This window comes from Candidatus Methanoperedens sp. (genome assembly GCA_027460525.1).
GTDB lineage: Archaea > Halobacteriota > Methanosarcinia > Methanosarcinales > Methanoperedenaceae > Methanoperedens.
This window is the reverse complement of sequence record JAPZAS010000029.1, coordinates 56,738-73,993: the sequence shown is the minus strand read 5'-3', so window position 1 is coordinate 73,993 and position 17,256 is coordinate 56,738. Positions and strand designations below refer to the sequence as shown.

Below are 17,256 nucleotides of genomic sequence, written 5' to 3'. Positions count from 1 at the left end.
CCGCTTCGCATGGTGGAACTCACGCGGTACAGCTTCAGGAAGGAGCAGAGCGGGGAGCTTGTGGGGCTGCGGCGTCTTCGTGCGTTCACGATGCCTGATATGCATTCCCTGTGCAGGGATATGGACGAGGCTGTGGAGCAGTTCAACGACCAGTACAATATGTGTATAAACGTTCTCTCAAAAATCGGCATATCCCTTTCGGATTACGAGGTAGCAATTCGTTTCACGCGGGATTTCTATGAAAAGAACAAAGAGTTCATAGTCGGGCTTGTCAGGACCGTGAACAAGCCTGTATTGATAGAACTCTGGGATGAGAGATTCTTCTATTTCGTGCTGAAGTTCGAGTTCAATTATATTGATGCGATGGACAAAGCCAGCGCTCTTTCCACAGTCCAGATAGACGTTGAGAATGCGGAGCGTTATGGAATAAAATATATCGATTCCAAAGGGGCAGAAAAGAGACCTTATATCCTGCACTGCTCGCCCAGCGGCGCCATCGAGAGATGCATGTATGCCCTGCTTGAGAAGGCGTACATGAATTCTGAGAAAGGCATCGTCCCCATGTTCCCGGTGTGGCTCTCGCCCACGCAGGTAAGGATAATCCCGGTTACAGAAAAGCATATGGAATATGCCGAAAAAGTGGCAGGCGAGTTGAACTGGAGAGTGGACATTGACGACCGCGAGGAGACCGTGGGCAAGAAGATACGCGAGGCTGGGAAAGAGTGGGTACCTTATGTGGCTGTTGTGGGGGATGAAGAAGTTAAGGACAATAATATTACGGTTACGGTGAGGAGTGAGTCCTTGCCGAATAAGCCTGCCAATGTGATGATGAGCGTGCTGGAGCTAAACGAAAGGATATCAAATGAGGTTTCTGGTTTTCCTTTCAAGACAAATCCGCTTGCTGTGAAGCTGTCGGCAAGACCGAAGTTTGTTTAAGCAACAGAAAACTAAAAAGGTTTGAGATCATATTAAGGGACATGTCAGGCAACAGGGACATTCAAATCGTCGTAATTTATATAATTTTAACAGTCTTGTTCGTATTGCTTCCACCCCTCAATGCCACTCCCGCCAGAACCATACTTGGCATTCCAATGGTTTTATTCCTGCCAGGCTATGCTCTAATTGCAGCTCTTTTTCCAAGAAAAAGCGATTTAGATGGCATCGAAAGATTAGCATTAAGCTTCGGTCTCAGCATTGCCATTGTGCCACTTATAGGTCTGGGATTGAATTTCACACCCTTTGGGATACGACTTATCCCGATTCTTTTCTGCATCTCTCTTTTCACATTTTTAATGTGTTTTATCTCATACTACAGGAGGTCGAAGTTACCTGAGAAGGAAAGATTTGAAGTTCCATTTCCATATATTTATTCTTCTTTAAAAGAGGAAGTTCTCAATTCAAAGTCCAGAGTAGATAAAATCCTCACGATCATTCTAATTTTTTCAATATGTATTTCAATAATCGCATTAATATATGTCATAGCTTCTCCAAAGCAGGGAGAAAAATTCACGGAATTCTATATATTGGGAGATAATGGGAAAGCTGAAAATTACCCGACACAACAAGTAGTAGGAGTGAACAGCAGTATTATTATCGGCATTACAAACCACGAATATGGGCAGATAAACTATACGCTGAATATATCCCTCGAAAATGATACACTGCGCACGGTGCGTGTTAAATTGGCACATAACTCAACATGGGAGGAGAGAGTCTCTTTCACGCCTGAAAGAACGGGTGATAATTTGAAACTTGAATTCCTGTTATTTAAAGAAAATAACTTCACAGCACCTTACAGAAATCTTCATTTATGGGTGAATGTCACAAGAGCCTGAGATATTCGTATTCTATACGTTTTGCAATCTTTTCCCAGGTATGGTTTTCGATCACATACCTGCGTGCATTCTTCCCAATTTCCTTTAACCTTCGCTCGTCGGAGAGCAGCACTGCAATTTCTTCCCCGAGGTGTTCGGCATCCGTGAGCACACCATTCTTTCCGTTTATGATTTCTTCAAGCCCCCATGCACCCGTTGCGACAACAGGCTTGCACATCGCCATGGCTTCAAGCATAAAGATGCTTGAAGCCTCCACTATACTGGGTACCACTGCGATGTCCCCCAATGCAATGTATTCTGCTATGTTCTCATGAGGTATTGCACCCAGAAAATCCACGCTCTCTTTTATACCAAGCTCATCAGCCAGGTGCATCAGATTGTAGCGTTCGGGTCCATCGCCTACTATAAGAAGCCTGCACTTTTTATTCTCGAGTATGAAAGGCATGAAGCGCATCAGTCTGTCCACACCGTTTTTTCTGACTAGCCTCCTTGCCGTCACAAGGACAGGGCAGTGGTAGGCAGATGTAACAGGTTTAATTCCCGGATTGAACTTCTTGACATCAACCCCATTGTAAATCACTTTGATTTTTTCTGTTTGCGCACCCCATCTGAGCACTTGCTGTGCAAAGTAACCGCCTGTATGGATTTGCATATCGGACATATGCGCCAGAGCAGGCGCAAGGATGCGTTCTACCGATCTATAGAATGCAGCAGCCACAGGGTTCACGAGTAAATCCCATTCTGGATAGTAGGAGCCATGGATAGTATTCACTGCAACCCCGCCGTACCTTCTTGCAAGGATGTTCGCAGCAATCCCGGAAGTGTACACATGCCCGTGGTATATGTCATATCCGCTCAGTTTTTTTGAGAGTATGATGGGTAGAAATGCAGCTTGCCTGGCAAGCGAAAGTCCGCCACGGGAACGTGCAACTTTAAGAATATTCAAGAAATCTATGTTAATAAAGCGAACTCCATCCTGCGTGTATTCTCCACATGTTCCATCTGCTCCTGATACAACAGTTACTTCATGCCCCAGCTCAGCAAGGTGGCGCGAGAGTTCGAAAACAGCAACCTCCACGCCCCCGATTCGTTTCAGCGGATCAAGCTCATATATCTGAAGGATTTTCATGAATCTCCGAAAGTGTTCTGGTGCCTCCTGTAAGGTTCAGGATTTGCTCTAAAAGGTTCTTTTTAAAGACTGACTCATAAGAGGGATGAATGTAGAAAACAAAATATTCGCTCTTACAAAGCTCTTTTACCCTCCTTAGTATATCGCTGTCATCGGCGCCTAATTCGCCAGTTGAGAGCATGCTAACTGGAACCTGCATGGTTTTTAGCCTTTTGCCATTTATTTCCGGATAGAATGCTCTGTCACCATAGAAGTCGCTGGAATAATCAAAACCAAAATCATCGAGTGCGAGGAGGTATTCATTGCTGGTCCGAAAACCTGGTGAAGCAAACGAGCTTGGAGGGAAGCCGAACTCATTTTCGAACAGCTCGCACCCTTTTGATATCATTGTCGAGATCTCCTCTTTGCTTTTCCCTTGAAGAAAATTCATCCATTCGTAATGTCTGTAACCATGAAGCCCTATCTCATGTTCGGTATCAATGAGAATTTTAAGATTGGGATGGGATTCCACATGTTTCTTTAAAAGTCCGTGGAAAAACCCCATTCCATATCTTCTGAGAGGCAGATCAAGGATTTTTTTTCCTGCATAGTGCCCAATATTTCGAAATGTATCATCGGGACCTGTAACAATAAAAAAAGTTGCTCTGGAATCATATTTTTCGAGAATATCAAGAAGTGCAGGAAGTGCCAGAGCATCCGCGATGCAGTCAACATCGACCCTGAGCCCGGCCTTCATGTAAACCACTTATGTACAACAGGAAATATATACGGCATCAAAGAGACGAGAATAATATTGTTCATTCCGTGCATTACTATTGGACCGACGAGACTCCTTGTTCTATAATAAAAGTATCCCAGAAGTACACCCGCGAAAAAAGTGAATGCAATCTCATAGGATGAGCGCCATGTCATATGCATGATTCCGAACATGGCACTCTGTGCCAGGATCGCTGTTCTCAAGCCGAACACTTTTTTCAGGTCATTCATTATAATGCCTCTGAACAAGAGTTCTTCTGCCAGAGCGACAAATAACAGCATATAGAGCGCATCACGAAGCAAAATCGTGATTTCAAAAGAAGGGAATGATGGTGAAGGCATGAGGATTATATATTCTATAATCCCGGTTGGAATAGCTAATGCTGCACCGATGAGAGCGTATTTCAGTGCGCCTTCTGAACGGAATCCAAGCTCATGAAGGTCTATATTGCGCTCGTTTATATGCCAAAAGCAGAGGGCAAGGATCAAAGAGTAAACCGCAGGCAAGAGGTACTGCTGGCTGATGAAAAACCAGGGGAGGGATGCGGTAAAAAGCACATAAATTGGTATTAGCGCAAGAGATTCTGCCGAATTTACGAAATCTCCTTCCATCCTGGTGACTGATATTGTGACATAAATTGCGATCGTTATAAAGAGAGAGAGCACTATGCCGTAGCTTACATCCTTGAATGCAAATATATACTCGGATACAATAATGGCAATAAAGATCAAAAGAATAAAAAATCTGGAGCTCGTGTGGCTGAACTCGATTTTCTTAGAAATATAATTAACCATGGTAATGTTTCAGTACTTTAAGTTATATAATTATACTGCTTTTCCATATCATCTATATGTACTGATAATTTGCATAAGGATGATGATAATAATTATTATATTTATTAATAGATAAATTTAAATACCTTTAAATGTAATAGTAAATTGTCAGCTCTAAAATAAGAATCGTATTCACAGTTATAATAACTGTAGATCTTAGAGTGGCGAGTCATAAAAAACGCAGGTGGTCGTCATGTATAATGACAATAATAATTTCAGCAAATTAGGAGGAATAGAAAATGAGTAACGGGGGAATAGGACAGCGCGGACTTTTATTCAAGATAGTTGTGTTGTGGTTTGCTATTCTAATCCTTGGCAGCTTTGCTGCAAGCTTGCAGTCACGCTTGGATCCGGTCGCGATACGGGCATTGCCTGAGGCGCCAAAACAAGGGGAGCCAATCGTAGTGACCTTTTTATTGAACAATCCGTCAGGTACAGAGGCGGATACCCATTACGGGCTTTATGCGAACGGTGAGATTGTAATGAGCGGCATAGCTGTCCTTGCGCCAAACGCAGGCAGGCAGTTCCATTACGTTTACAGCAACCAATTGAAAACCGGGGAGCAGGTAACATTCGTGGCGAAAACACAATCAGATAGCGGAAATTCCATAACATCCCTTTCAGTTCCTGCATATCATCCTGCGTTATTGAGCAGCTTTGTTTCATTTGCCACGTTTGCCACGTCAGTGCTCAGTTCGTCATCTGCAAAGGGTTCGAATTCTATTAACTCCATGGGATACTACGATGAATCCTTCGTTACGCACAATGCGCTGAACGTAGGCCTGATAATCAGCATTGCTTTGATAGTCCTGCTTATATATATGGAACTCTCAGAGACGCTTGCCGGGAAGCGCCAGAGTGCCGTTGGAAACCTGCGCACCAGGTTCGGCAGGCTATCCAGCGTGCTATTCATAATATTCGTAGGAATGGTGCTCACGCAGATTGCTTTGATCATTGGAGGGGTGAGATAAATGAGAAAATTAGTATTACTGGTAATTATTATTTTATTGTTCGTCAATGCAGCAAGTGTTGCCGATGCCAAGCCTACACCCGCACCCAAGCCTACACCCACACCTACGCCGACTCCTATTTATACCCATACAATAACCCCAACTCCTCCAGTCATAGTGAACAATGGGGTTACTGATACAGTAACAAGTACAAACTATGATGCTAAAAACAAATATATGTTGTTTACATGGAAATACCCTGATGGAAACACTGCATGTTCTTCAAAAAGTCCTAATACTGGAAGTATAACTATTGGAAATAAATATGTAAGTTCTTCTTGTATAGTAGGTGTCACAGGTACGTGGAAAATATCTGTTGATGAATATAGATATCTCGGTGGAGGAAAATACGTATTAAGAGGAACCTCATTATTCCCCTTTGATGTCGTTGAAGCCCCGGAGTTCAGTAAATTTGGTTTGGCTGTACCCCTATTCTTAATTGGAATATTTTATACGAGATTGCGGAAAAGTATACTTAAATGAATTATAAATTAAAATATGTTTATATATTTTTACTATTAGTTCTGGTAAGTATACTGATATTCATCGTTCAGGGAGTATACCAGCAGGAAACAAAATACACGAAACCCGTGGAGTTTAACAGAGTGGATGGTTATAACGAACAGCTCGGAAAGATATCACAGATCTCAGTCCGAATAAATAATGATGATGCAATTAATCATAACTATACGGTTCAGGTTCTTACGAATTCTCAATTTTTTACGAATGAAACTGTTGAAGTATTTCCTGGATTACCATTTTCACTTTCCATGACTCTCCAGATCGAAAAACAGTACGACGACACCACCGGACTTACTGAAGGTCCTATACAGAATGCATCGTTCACTGTCTATCGAGATGACCGTGCAAAGCCCATCGATAGCATTGAATTCACATTCAGTTGATACAAAGGATTTTTACTCCTGCACCACTATGAACCTGATGGACATTGCGCTGAAGCAAAGGATTGGGTACTTTTTCATATTTGCCTCAGCTGCTGCAGTCCTGTTTAATCCATTGAAATCACTGTCAAACCTGTCGCCTGAATACTTTACCCTCAACGGCGTGTATCCGTGGGCAGTGCTTTTTCTTTGTGTGATCTTTTTATTCGCAAAGCGACGCGAGATCCGGGACGCGAAGCCTGCACCTTGGTTTGCAGCAGGCGGGGCAGGGATTGTGATAGCTTCTTTCTTCCTGCCTGCAGTGGCTCTGGAATTTGAAATATTCCGCCTCCTCCTTGCATGGGTGGGACTTGCGTTCGTATTTTTCGGCGAGGCTGCTTCCCTACCCGCGCTTCTTCTGTGCATATACGGCTTCGGAATAGCGTTTCCTAAGCTTGTGAATACTTTTGCAGGAGTGCAGTATGCTCAGGCTACCACATGGATGGTCTATACTATTGCGAAAAACTTTATCACGATCACAACCAGCGGTACAGCAATTTCAATGACCACGCTTTCGAGTGAAAGACTCATAGTAATCATCAATGCCGAATGTTCGGGCGCTGCCTCGATCTCTGTATTTCTTGCGGTTTTTGCCCTGATGTCTCTTGATATTCCGCTTCCAAGAAAGCAATGGGCAGCCATGTTGCTTTTTGGTATCATTGGCACCTCAATCCAGAACCTTTTGCGTCTTATGCTGCTATTGTTTGCGGGCTACTATTTCGGACCTTCCGCAGTGGAGGGGGGAGAGAGCTTTGCCGGATACATTATCTTTCCGCTATGGTACGCCTTCTTTGCTCTTGTTTACCTGAAGTATGCAAGGAGAAATCGAATGCGTATCGGACAGAAAATGGGGAATTCTTTTTTTTAAACAGGTACAAAAATTATGAAAGAATAATACAAAAACATTATTGAGCACTTGCCATACATGCAACTATCGAGTTGATAATGCCAATGTCCTTAATGTGCACTATGAAAACATTCCTTGGATTCCCCACTGAATGGTATCGTGCAGTAAAATTGTGCATGAAGAGTATTATTATAATGATTATAATTGAGATGATTTAATAATTTAGAAAAGATTCATATAGATTGAGAACAATTCTCTAATGAAGGTAGGTGGTATTGTCCTAATAAATGACTAATAATTCAAGATTTATTATTCTCATTTGAAAAAGGTAGGCAACGTTGCATTGGGCAGATAATTGTATAATGGGGGAGTTTTTATCAAAATGACCTTTAATTGCATAAGAGGATTCAAAAAGCAGAAAAAACCAGCAGGAGGACGACCATGACCGGAGCAATAACTGCAATAATTCCCGCATTCAATGAAGAAGTATCCATAGGCAGCGTGGTATTACGCTGCAGACAGCATGCCGACCGTGTTATAGTTGTCGAGGATGGAAGTAAAGACCATACTGCAGAGATAGCTGAAATAGCGGGGGCTAAAGTTATCCGTCATCCTACCAACAAAGGCAAGGGTGCTGCGCTTAAGACAGGTTTTCAGGTTGCAGCGCAGAATGGTACAAAGGTCATCGTAACCCTTGATTCCGACGGGCAGCACAACCCTGAAGAGATCCCGAAGCTCGTGGCTCCAATCCTTAACGGAGAAGCGGACATGGTGAACGGCAGCCGCTATATGAACGGCAATGGAAAGAACACGCCTTTTTACCGACGCATAGGACAGAACGTACTTGATACAGCCACAAACCTGAACAGCGGACTTCATATTACAGATACGCAGAGCGGCTTCAGGGCGTTTGCAGCAAGTGCGGTGCCTGCATTCAAATTCAGGCAGAGCGGCTTTGGCATAGAGAGCGAGATGCTGATGGATGCAGCCAGTGCAGGATTAAGGGTAAAAGAAGTGGAGATCGGGGTGAGGTATGATGTAGATTGCTCGACAGAGAATCCGGTGAGCCACGGGGTTAGAGTCCTGATGAAGGTGCTGGCGGATATGGAGCTGAACAGACCGCTTGTTTATTTTACAGTGCCAGGGATTGTGTTCGCGATAGTGGGGATCGGGATGGGTTTGAGTTTTCTCAGGAGCTTTTATCTTGGGGGAAGCCTGAGGTTCGGTCCAACGCTGCTGATGATATTGCTTACCCTGGTGGGGTTTTTTATGGCATTTACAGGGATGATACTGCATACTATGTCGAGATTGATCCGGGAGAAACGGGAAGTGAAAGCGTGAGCCTTGCAATAATCCTTGGAACAAGACCTGAAATCATAAAAATGTCTCCGGTTATGAGGGAATGCGAGCGAAGGAGCCTGGATTATTTTATCCTGCATACGGGTCAGCATTATTCCTACAGCATGGACAGGGTGTTCTTCGAGCAGCTTGAGCTCCCGGAGGCGAAGTATAACCTCGAGGTCGGATCAGGCGAGCACGGTGAACAGACAGGAAGGATGATGGCAGGGATCGAGAAGGTGCTCATCAAGGAGAAGCCGGATGCCGTGATGGTGCAGGGGGACACGAACACTGTGCTTGCGGGTGCGCTTGCTGCGTCCAAGCTCGGAATAACAGTGGGTCATGTAGAAGCAGGGTTGCGAAGCTATGACAGACGTATGCCTGAGGAATTAAACAGAGTCCTGGCAGACCATGCGTCAGGTTACCTCTTCGCACCCACAGAAAAATCCAGGGAAATACTGCTGCACGAAGGCATCCCCGAAGAGAAGATATTCGTTACCGGGAACACCATCGTGGATGCAGTCCATCAGAATTTAAGGCTCGCAAAGGAAAAGAGCATTCTGGAAAAGCTGAATGTAGAACCAAATGAATATTTTCTTTTGACAGCGCACAGGCAGGAGAATGTGGACGACCCTGCAAGGTTCACGGCGATGCTGAAGGGTATCGAGAAACTTAGCCATGAATTTGATATTCCTGTTATCTATCCCATCCATCCCCGCTCAAGAAAAAGGATGGAGGAGTTTAAAATCAGGACAAATGGATATATCAGATTGATAGAGCCATTGGATTTCCTTGACTTCCTGAAGCTTGAGAGCAATGCGCGCCTTGTTTTAACGGACTCGGGAGGCGTGCAGGAAGAGACCTGCATCTTGGGCGTGCCGTGCGTTACCCTCAGGGATAACACTGAGAGACCTGAGACTGTTGAGGTTGGATCGAATATGCTTGCAGGGGTTGAGCCTGAGAGGGTAGTGGAGTGCGCCAGAAGCATGCTTGCAAAGGGGAACGGCTGGAGGAATCCATTCGGGGATGGGAAAGCGGCGGAGAGGATTGGGAGGGTGATGGCGGGGAGAATATCAGATGATGAATTTTAATTTTACTGCAGGATAGGGACTATGGTAACAAATATTCTGACAGTAGATGTTGAGGATTGGTATATGGATACAGATATCTCAACATGGGATTTATATGAAGATCGGGTGGTTGAAAGCACCAATAAAATAATCGAATTATTGAATGAATCAAATATAAGAGCAACTTTTTTTATATTGGGTTATGTTGCAGAGCATTTTCCGGATTTGGTAAAGAGGATCAGAGAAGAAAATCATGAAATAGCCACACATGGATATAGCCATACTCCGATTACACAGCAAACACAATCTGAATTTGAAGAGGATTTGATAAAATCCGTTAGAATATTGGAAAAGATAACTGGGGATAAAGTAATGGGATATCGGGCTTGCCAATTTACTGTTATGGAAGAAACTGCATGGGCAATAGATGTACTAAAGAGGAATGGGTTGAAATATGATTCGAGCGTATTCCCAATAAAAACCCATCTATATGGCGTACCAGATGCCCCTTTATCACCATATCATATCTCATCGGCAAACATAAAGAAGGAAGCTGATCCGGTTGAGGAATTTTTAGAGATTCCACTTTCAGTTTATAGACTTCCATTTGTGCATAAAAATATACCAATAGCAGGAGGTTTTTATCTGAGATTATTTCCTTATTGGTTTATTAAGTACGCCATAAATAGGATTAACAAAGAAAATCGATATGTAATTTTTTATATACATCCATGGGAATTGGATTCTGATCAACCGAGGGTAAATAGTCTTAAATGGTACCATTATTATAAATTATCTTCTACAGAAAAGAAGTTTAAGAAATTATTAAAAGAGTTCAGATTTGCTTCGATACGGGAGGAAATTTTGCATGAATAATACGAGAGTAGAGGAATATTTTGAAAATCTCGCATTGGATTTTGATTCATATTACGAAAAACCAGAAGGCGTTTTTGATAGTATAATAAATACTTGGCTTAGACGCCCTGGTTTGATAAAAAGATTAAAAATTTCCTTAGAGTTATCCACTCCAATTTCAGGGAAGCGAATTCTGGATATCGGTTGCGGTTCAGGAAAGCTTGTCGTTGAATGCTCAAAAAATGGAGCTGAAGTTTCGGGAATAGATATTTCGAAAGAAATGATAAAAATTGCTAAAGATTTTTGTGATAGGAATAATGTTAAAGCAGAGTTAAAGGTTGGTGATATCACACAAGGTTTGCCAAAAGGTTTTGATGTTTGTATAGCATTAGGCGTATTTGAATATTTCAAAGACCCTAAGCCAATATTAACTAACATGTTTAACTCTACAAATAATGGCGGCAAAATCATATTTAGTGTCCCTTCATTATATTCACTCCAGACCCCACTTAGAGAGATCCTGCTTTATTATAGAAAAATAAAGTGCTATTATTATACTAAAAAAAAGCTGCAATCTCTATTAGATAATTTCAAAACAGATATTAAAAAAATAGAGTATTATAACTACGGACCAGGGATGGTTGTTCATGTTGAAAGGCAATAATTTGTTAAAGGGTGTATCATACTATATGAAGATGGTGAATGTAAATAAACTGCAGAGGTTAGCAAGTGGTATTCAAACAGAACGAGCTCACGATAGACCCGAGACGGTCGAGGTCGGGTCGAATGCGCTTGCTGGGACGGGGATCCTGAGGTGATTATGAAATGTGCTAGGGATATGCTTGCAAGGAGCAATGGATGGAGGAATCCGTTCGGAGATGGGAGGGCGGCGGAGAGAATCGCAAGAGTGGCTAAGATGGGAAGTTAACAAAAATGAATGTCTTAATAACATCAAATGTCGATCTAAAAAAATCCCAGCACAACAGACCCCATCAGTTCGTGAAGCACTTATCTAAGAAGCATTACATCACGGTGCTGAGCATCAATAACTGGCGGAAGGGGGGAGCCTGCGGATATGGAAAAATTTAAAAAAAATTTAATTATTAATGGATGGTAATATGAACTGGATAATTCTGATATTATATATTTTATCATTTCTATTGATTTGGAAATTTGTCGGTTATCCATTCTTGATGGTTATGATATCTTACATGAAAAAACCTTATGAAAAGGATTATTCTTACCAACCGTTTGTTTCCATAATAGTTCCTTCATATAATGAAGAAAAGGTGATAAAAAGACGAATTGAAAATTTGCTTTGCTTAAATTATCCAAAAGATAAATATGAAGTAATAGTTGTAGATTCAGGGTCAAAAGATAGAACAGTTGAACTTGTTGAAAATATTATTACGCAAGATTCTGATCCACCATTAAAATTAATAAGAGAAAAAGAAAGAAAAGGCAAATCATCTGCAATTAACTTGAGTAAAAATCATGCGAAAGGGAATATTGTACTTATTACAGATGCAAATTCATTATTTGATAAAAATGTATTAATGGAAATGATGCCCCATTTTAAGAATCCAGATGTGGGAGCGGTTAGTGGAAGATATATAGTCTCCAATCCCAATAAAACACTTACCAGTTCTGAAATGTTTTACTGGGAAATTGAAGATATTATCATGAAGGGAGAATCTTTGTTGGATAGTATTTCAACTGTTATAGGAACAATTAGCGCTTGGAGAAAAGATCTCATGGACTTCAATTCATTAACTATTAGCGAGGATCTTGATATGACCATACAGGTTAGGCGAAAGGGATATAAAATCAAATATGAACCTCTTGCATCAGTTTATGAGCCTGCAGCAACGACATATGAGGATCAAATAAAACAGAGAAAAAGAACAAGTACAGGTACTATTCAAAATATATTTAAACATTTTTTCTTTTTCTTATGCCCCCGCAATTTATATGCATTTATTGTATTTCCGTCTCATAAGACATTGACAATGCTTTCTCCTTTCATTCTTCTTGGGATACCGCTAATGTATGTTGTTGTATGGGATCTTGAGGTCGTTGTTATACATTTCATTTCGACCGTGATAATTTTTGTCGGGTTGCTATCCTTACTACTATATTTAAAATCTAAATTAAATAAAACCGACAAAGTAGAACATAAAAGCTCAATGGTCTCTATATCAAGAATCATGTACTATGTTTTGCTGAATGAATATACTATGATTTTTGCTTGGTATGATTTCATATTCAAAAAGTATTCTATTTTATGGGAGCGAGCCGAATCAACACGATAAAGAGGACTAATAATGAAAATATATATGTTAAATCCCCCATTTGTTCCACGTTATAGCAGAAATTCGAGATGGGCTGCAAGATGCAGAGGCGGTGCTTTATATTATCCTATCTGGTTATCCTATGCTACCGGGGTTCTTGAAAAAGAAGGTCATAAAGTCCGTCTTGTGGATGCACCTGCTTGGGGATGGAACTTAGAAAATGTGAAAGAAGATGTTAAAAAATTTAAACCAGATTTAGTAGTGGCGGACAGTAATTTTCAAAGCCTTAGTAATGATATAGAAGTCACAAAAACAATAACCTCCGAGGTTGAATCAATTTCAGTGTTGGTCGGTCCCCCAGTTTCTCAGTTTCAAGAACGAATATTAGACGCGGGTGTGGATATTGCAGCAAGATTTGAATATGATTACACCATCAGGGATATTGCTGAAATATTAGAAAAAGGAAGTAGTTTAGAGCTTGTCAAAGGAATTTCATATAAGTCGAATAACAAGATTATACACAATTTAAATAGAAACTTTAGCATATCTGAAGAACTCGAAGAAATTCCTTTTGTTTCAAAAATATACATAGAGCATCTTAATATAAAAGACTATTTCTTAGGTCATACACTTTATCCAATGGTTCAGATATTTACAGGGAGGGGATGCCCAAATCAATGCACGTTCTGTTCATGGCCAGAGACCTTAATGGGCAGAAAACATAGAGTTAGAAGTGTTGAGAATGTGGTGGATGAGATTGAATATATTAGTAAAGAAGTCCACGAAGTGAAAGAGATATTCTTCGAGGATGATACATTTACAATAAGTAAAAAACGGATAAAAGAAATTTGCGGCGAAATTAAACGAAGGAAACTTGATATCGCATGGTCGTGCAATTCAAAGGCAAACCTCGATTACGATTCCATGAAAATAATGAAAGAAACTGGTTGTAGGCTATTGGATGTGGGATATGAATCCGGAAGCGACGAGATACTACGAAATATAAAGAAAGGAATTACAACCGATGATAGCAGAAAATTTACAAAAGATGCTAAAAAGGCTGGGCTAATGATTCTGGCAGATTTTATCTTTGGCATGCAAGGGGAGACAAAAGAAACTGCAGACAAGACTATAAAATTTGTTAAAGAAATTAAACCAAATATCGCTCAATTTTCGATAGCAACACCGATGCCGGGAACAGAGTTCTATAATTGGGTTAAAGAGAATAATTTTTTATTGGTTGATGATCTAGAGGAATCTCTTGATAAGGATGGATTCCAGAAATGTATTGTATCGTATCCTGATTTTACGAAGGAAGATATAGAAAATTATGTGGATCGAGGGCTGAAGGAATATTATTTAACCACTTCATATATACCGATAGCGATGGGTAATGTGTTGCGAAAGAACGGATTGCATGAATTGAATGGGATGATTAAGTCGGCAAAATTTTTTTTCAAATATATGGGAAGAAAAAAATGAAGATTGGCTATTTTGTCACAAAGTTTCCATACAGCCAACAGCATAAGGACTATGTATACGGTGGTTCTTCTCTGGCAGCATATTATCTATCTGCTGAGATGGCCAAGCGAGGTCATGAAGTCAATGTGTTCACTACTTCAATTAATTCTGATGATTCAATCGACAAAAATGAAAACGTGACAATTTATCGTTATGGTACAAATTTCAGGATACATACCTCTAATATCTCATTCGGAATGTTCAAAAAACCTATGGATCATAATGTGGATATCATTCATACACATTTTGATATTCCACCAGGACCTTTAGCAGGTTTAAGATATGCAAAGAAAAATAAAAATCCATTCATAGTTACATATCATGGCGATTGGGTGGAAAGTTATGGTGGACTTATTCGCAGAGTAGGTGTAGCCTTTCATAATAAATATCTGGTTGATAAGGTTTTAAGCTATGCGGATGCTATCATTTCTCCTTCAGAATATTATATTAATGAATCGAAGTTCTTGAGAAAGTACAGGGAAAAAATCGTTGTGATCCCAAACGGGATAAATTATAGGGATTTTAATATTTCTTATTCGAAAGAAGATTGCAGAAAGAAATTGTGTCTTCCTCTTAATAAAAAAATATTGTTATTCTTTGGTTATCTATCTCCATATAAAGGTCCAGAAGTGCTTTTAAAGGCGATGCCAAAGATCATAAAAAATGTGTCCGATGTTGAGTTGGTATTTGCTGGAAAAGGTGTGATGCATGATGAACTTGAGATCCTATCAAAAAAAATAAGGGTTGAAAAAAATGTTAGATTTGTGGGATTTGTCGAAGATGGTTTGAAGCCATTATATTATAAGGCAGCGGATGTGTTTATACTCCCTTCAACAATGAATACCGAAAGTTTTGGCATTGTAAATTTAGAGGCAATGGCATGTGGTGTTCCGATTGTAGCATCAAATATTGGTGGAATACCAGATATTGTTAAGGACGGAGAAAATGGTTTATTGGTTCAACCAAAAAACACAGAGGCATTAGCTAATGCTATAATTTACTTGTTAGAGAATGAAGATATGAAAAAAAAATTGGGACTAAATGGGAAAATGAAAGTTAAGAATTATTCTTGGGAGAAAATTGCTGAAAAGACAGAGGCGATATATGTACAATCCAATCAAAATACGACAACAAAAGGTGTTAAATGAAAAAAGAAATCCAATATGCTAATGACGAAATTTCATATCATAAAAATGCATTTGAAATTATGGGTTTAAAATATCGAACTAATCCATGGGATGAAAAAAAAATCTTAAGAGTTCTTAAGTTCTTGGGTGTCTTTGAAATAAATGCACAACGTGTTTTAGACTTTGGATGTGGAACTGCTGCATTTACACCATATCTCAAAAGATCATTCGATAGTGTTATTGGGTTAGATATTACATACAGCAATGTCAAAATCGCCAAGAATATAGATAAAAATTGTGAATATATTTGTGGGGATGGAATTAATCTACCTTTTGAGGATGAATCAATGGATGCAGTATTTTGTGGGGCAATATTACATCATTTTTCAGACATCACAGAACCCATCAAAGAGATAAATAGGGTTTTGAAACAAAGTGGAATTTTGTTCGCAGTGGAGGGAAATGAATGGAATCCTTTGGCTTTTGTGCAATATAGAGCAAAGTTTGGAAAGAGCTGGAAGACAAGAGGGCATCGCCCGTTAAATTATCTATATGTGAAGCGAAGATTTTCTAAGTGCGGTTTTACTGTTAGGAATATAAATGGAATAAGTTTTGCTCCATCAAATCCGAAAGGAATCTGGAAACTTATAAAAAAGATGGAACCATTAATTGAATCGAGTCCTTTAGTAAACCTACTTGGTGGTAGTTTGTTAGTAACAGCCGAAAAGGTTGGCCAAGTATGAAAATTTGTCTTGAGTGCGCAGAGGGTGGACATCTTGATGAGATGTTGAGCATTATTGAAGCTTTTGGGGGTCATGAAATATTTTTTGTTACTACTTTTGCTGAAACTACGAGGGATTTAAAAGAGATTGCTGGTGTATATTATGTTAGAGAGCAATATAATGTTAAGCATAGAGTTTTTATAATTCCTATTGAATTGTTTTACATGATTAAGCTAATGTTTTCATGTTTAAGGATTTTACTTACAGAAAAACCACAAGTGATAGTAAGTACAGGTGGAGGATCTACCATTCCACTTTGTTATTTAGGTAAGTTATTTGGAGCAAAAATAATTTATATAGAAAGTATAGCTCGAGTAAATCAGCCTTCCGGCACTGGAAGAATTATCTACCCAATAGCAGATTTGTTTTTAGTTCAATGGAAGAGTATGCTTAGATTTTATAGAAAAGCAATGTATAAGGGGCGTGTGGTATGATCTTTGTAACGGTGGGAACAAGTTCATGGGACTTTTCTAGACTTATTATAGAAATGGATTACATTGCAGGAAAAATAGATGAGAAGGTAATAATGCAAATCAGCAATACAAAATATATTCCTGAAAATGCAGAATATTTTAGATTTACTTCTAATGAAGAAATTGAGAAATTATTTGAAAACTCAAGGGTAATAGTATCTCATGCTGGTGTTGGATGTATAATTTCTGCATTGAAACATAATAAATTAAATATTGTTGTACCTCGAAGAAAACAATTTAAAGAACATTTTGATGATCATCAAATGGATATTGCAAAAGAATTGGAGAAAGAGGGGATTTTAATAATAGTCGAAAACATAAAAGATTTAGAACAAAAATTGAAAAATATTGAAGAATATTCCTCTATTAAACAAAAAGAAAATAAATTAATATATGAACTAAAAAAATATATACGTAATCTTAATGTGATTGAATGAATAAGATTAT

The 17,256-nt window shown here is 39.6% G+C and carries 19 protein-coding genes; 16 read left to right on the top strand and 3 right to left on the bottom strand.

The annotated features are described in order from the left end of the window. The coding region (locus O8C68_10355) for a His/Gly/Thr/Pro-type tRNA ligase C-terminal domain-containing protein (GenBank protein ID MCZ7396198.1) at positions 1–936 on the top strand (936 nt) is incomplete at its 5' end. A gap of 41 nt (positions 937–977) precedes the next feature. Further along, positions 978–1,835: a DUF1616 domain-containing protein gene (locus tag O8C68_10350; protein MCZ7396197.1), complete on the top strand. Its 858-nt coding sequence runs from the start codon at positions 978–980 to the stop codon at positions 1,833–1,835. On the opposite strand, the gene O8C68_10345 is transcribed toward O8C68_10350, so the two are convergent. The 3 genes from O8C68_10345 to O8C68_10335 are packed head-to-tail and all read right to left on the bottom strand — an operon-like array spanning position 1,822 to position 4,515. Then, positions 1,822–2,964, bottom strand: a complete 1,143-nt coding sequence (locus tag O8C68_10345) for a glycosyltransferase family 4 protein (GenBank protein MCZ7396196.1) — start codon at positions 2,962–2,964, stop codon at positions 1,822–1,824. The two genes, O8C68_10350 and O8C68_10345, sit on opposite strands and share 14 nt — an antisense overlap. After that, positions 2,942–3,700, bottom strand: a complete 759-nt coding sequence (locus O8C68_10340) for a polysaccharide deacetylase family protein (GenBank protein ID MCZ7396195.1) — start codon at positions 3,698–3,700, stop codon at positions 2,942–2,944. Before O8C68_10340 ends, O8C68_10345 begins: the two co-directional genes overlap by 23 nt. Then, complete coding sequence (locus O8C68_10335) at positions 3,697–4,515, bottom strand: type II CAAX endopeptidase family protein (GenBank protein ID MCZ7396194.1); 819 nt, start codon at positions 4,513–4,515, stop codon at positions 3,697–3,699. Before O8C68_10335 ends, O8C68_10340 begins: the two co-directional genes overlap by 4 nt. Positions 4,516–4,793: 278 nt before the next feature. On the opposite strand from O8C68_10335, the gene O8C68_10330 reads away from it, so the two are divergent. The 14 genes from O8C68_10330 to O8C68_10265 all read left to right on the top strand — a co-directional run bounded on the left by O8C68_10330 (position 4,794) and on the right by O8C68_10265 (position 17,246). Further along, on the top strand, positions 4,794–5,525 hold the full coding sequence (locus tag O8C68_10330; GenBank protein ID MCZ7396193.1) for a hypothetical protein: 732 nt from the start codon (positions 4,794–4,796) through the stop codon (positions 5,523–5,525). After that, positions 5,526–6,047, top strand: a complete 522-nt coding sequence (locus tag O8C68_10325; GenBank protein ID MCZ7396192.1) for a hypothetical protein — start codon at positions 5,526–5,528, stop codon at positions 6,045–6,047. Then, positions 6,044–6,469: a hypothetical protein gene (locus O8C68_10320; GenBank protein MCZ7396191.1), complete on the top strand. Its 426-nt coding sequence runs from the start codon at positions 6,044–6,046 to the stop codon at positions 6,467–6,469. The genes O8C68_10325 and O8C68_10320 overlap by 4 nt, the downstream gene beginning before the upstream one ends. Then, positions 6,399–7,373: an exosortase/archaeosortase family protein gene (locus tag O8C68_10315; protein ID MCZ7396190.1), complete on the top strand. Its 975-nt coding sequence runs from the start codon at positions 6,399–6,401 to the stop codon at positions 7,371–7,373. Before O8C68_10320 ends, O8C68_10315 begins: the two co-directional genes overlap by 71 nt. Positions 7,374–7,793: 420 nt before the next feature. Then, positions 7,794–8,693 carry a glycosyltransferase family 2 protein gene (locus O8C68_10310; protein MCZ7396189.1) on the top strand — a complete coding sequence of 300 codons (900 nt, stop codon included), beginning with the start codon at positions 7,794–7,796 and terminating at the stop codon, positions 8,691–8,693. Beyond that, the gene (gene wecB, locus O8C68_10305) at positions 8,690–9,781 is read left to right on the top strand and encodes a UDP-N-acetylglucosamine 2-epimerase (non-hydrolyzing) (GenBank protein MCZ7396188.1); all 1,092 of its coding nucleotides are present in this window, start codon (positions 8,690–8,692) and stop codon (positions 9,779–9,781) included. Before O8C68_10310 ends, wecB begins: the two co-directional genes overlap by 4 nt. Before the next feature lie 21 nt (positions 9,782–9,802). Then, complete coding sequence (locus tag O8C68_10300; protein MCZ7396187.1) at positions 9,803–10,636, top strand: polysaccharide deacetylase family protein; 834 nt, start codon at positions 9,803–9,805, stop codon at positions 10,634–10,636. Next, on the top strand, positions 10,629–11,279 hold the full coding sequence (locus O8C68_10295) for a methyltransferase domain-containing protein (protein ID MCZ7396186.1): 651 nt from the start codon (positions 10,629–10,631) through the stop codon (positions 11,277–11,279). Before O8C68_10300 ends, O8C68_10295 begins: the two co-directional genes overlap by 8 nt. 454 nt (positions 11,280–11,733) lie before the next feature. Further along, positions 11,734–12,927 (top strand): glycosyltransferase, encoded by a 1,194-nt coding sequence (locus tag O8C68_10290; protein MCZ7396185.1) that lies wholly within the window; start codon positions 11,734–11,736, stop codon positions 12,925–12,927. A gap of 12 nt (positions 12,928–12,939) precedes the next feature. Next, complete coding sequence (locus tag O8C68_10285) at positions 12,940–14,388, top strand: radical SAM protein (GenBank protein ID MCZ7396184.1); 1,449 nt, start codon at positions 12,940–12,942, stop codon at positions 14,386–14,388. Beyond that, complete coding sequence (locus O8C68_10280; protein MCZ7396183.1) at positions 14,385–15,575, top strand: glycosyltransferase family 4 protein; 1,191 nt, start codon at positions 14,385–14,387, stop codon at positions 15,573–15,575. The genes O8C68_10285 and O8C68_10280 overlap by 4 nt, the downstream gene beginning before the upstream one ends. Beyond that, complete coding sequence (locus tag O8C68_10275; protein ID MCZ7396182.1) at positions 15,572–16,297, top strand: class I SAM-dependent methyltransferase; 726 nt, start codon at positions 15,572–15,574, stop codon at positions 16,295–16,297. Before O8C68_10280 ends, O8C68_10275 begins: the two co-directional genes overlap by 4 nt. Then, positions 16,294–16,770: a hypothetical protein gene (locus O8C68_10270; GenBank protein MCZ7396181.1), complete on the top strand. Its 477-nt coding sequence runs from the start codon at positions 16,294–16,296 to the stop codon at positions 16,768–16,770. The genes O8C68_10275 and O8C68_10270 overlap by 4 nt, the downstream gene beginning before the upstream one ends. 11 nt (positions 16,771–16,781) lie before the next feature. Next, entirely contained in the window at positions 16,782–17,246 is a 465-nt protein-coding gene (locus O8C68_10265; protein MCZ7396180.1) for a glycosyltransferase, read from the top strand. The last annotated feature ends 10 nt before the right edge of the window (positions 17,247–17,256 follow it).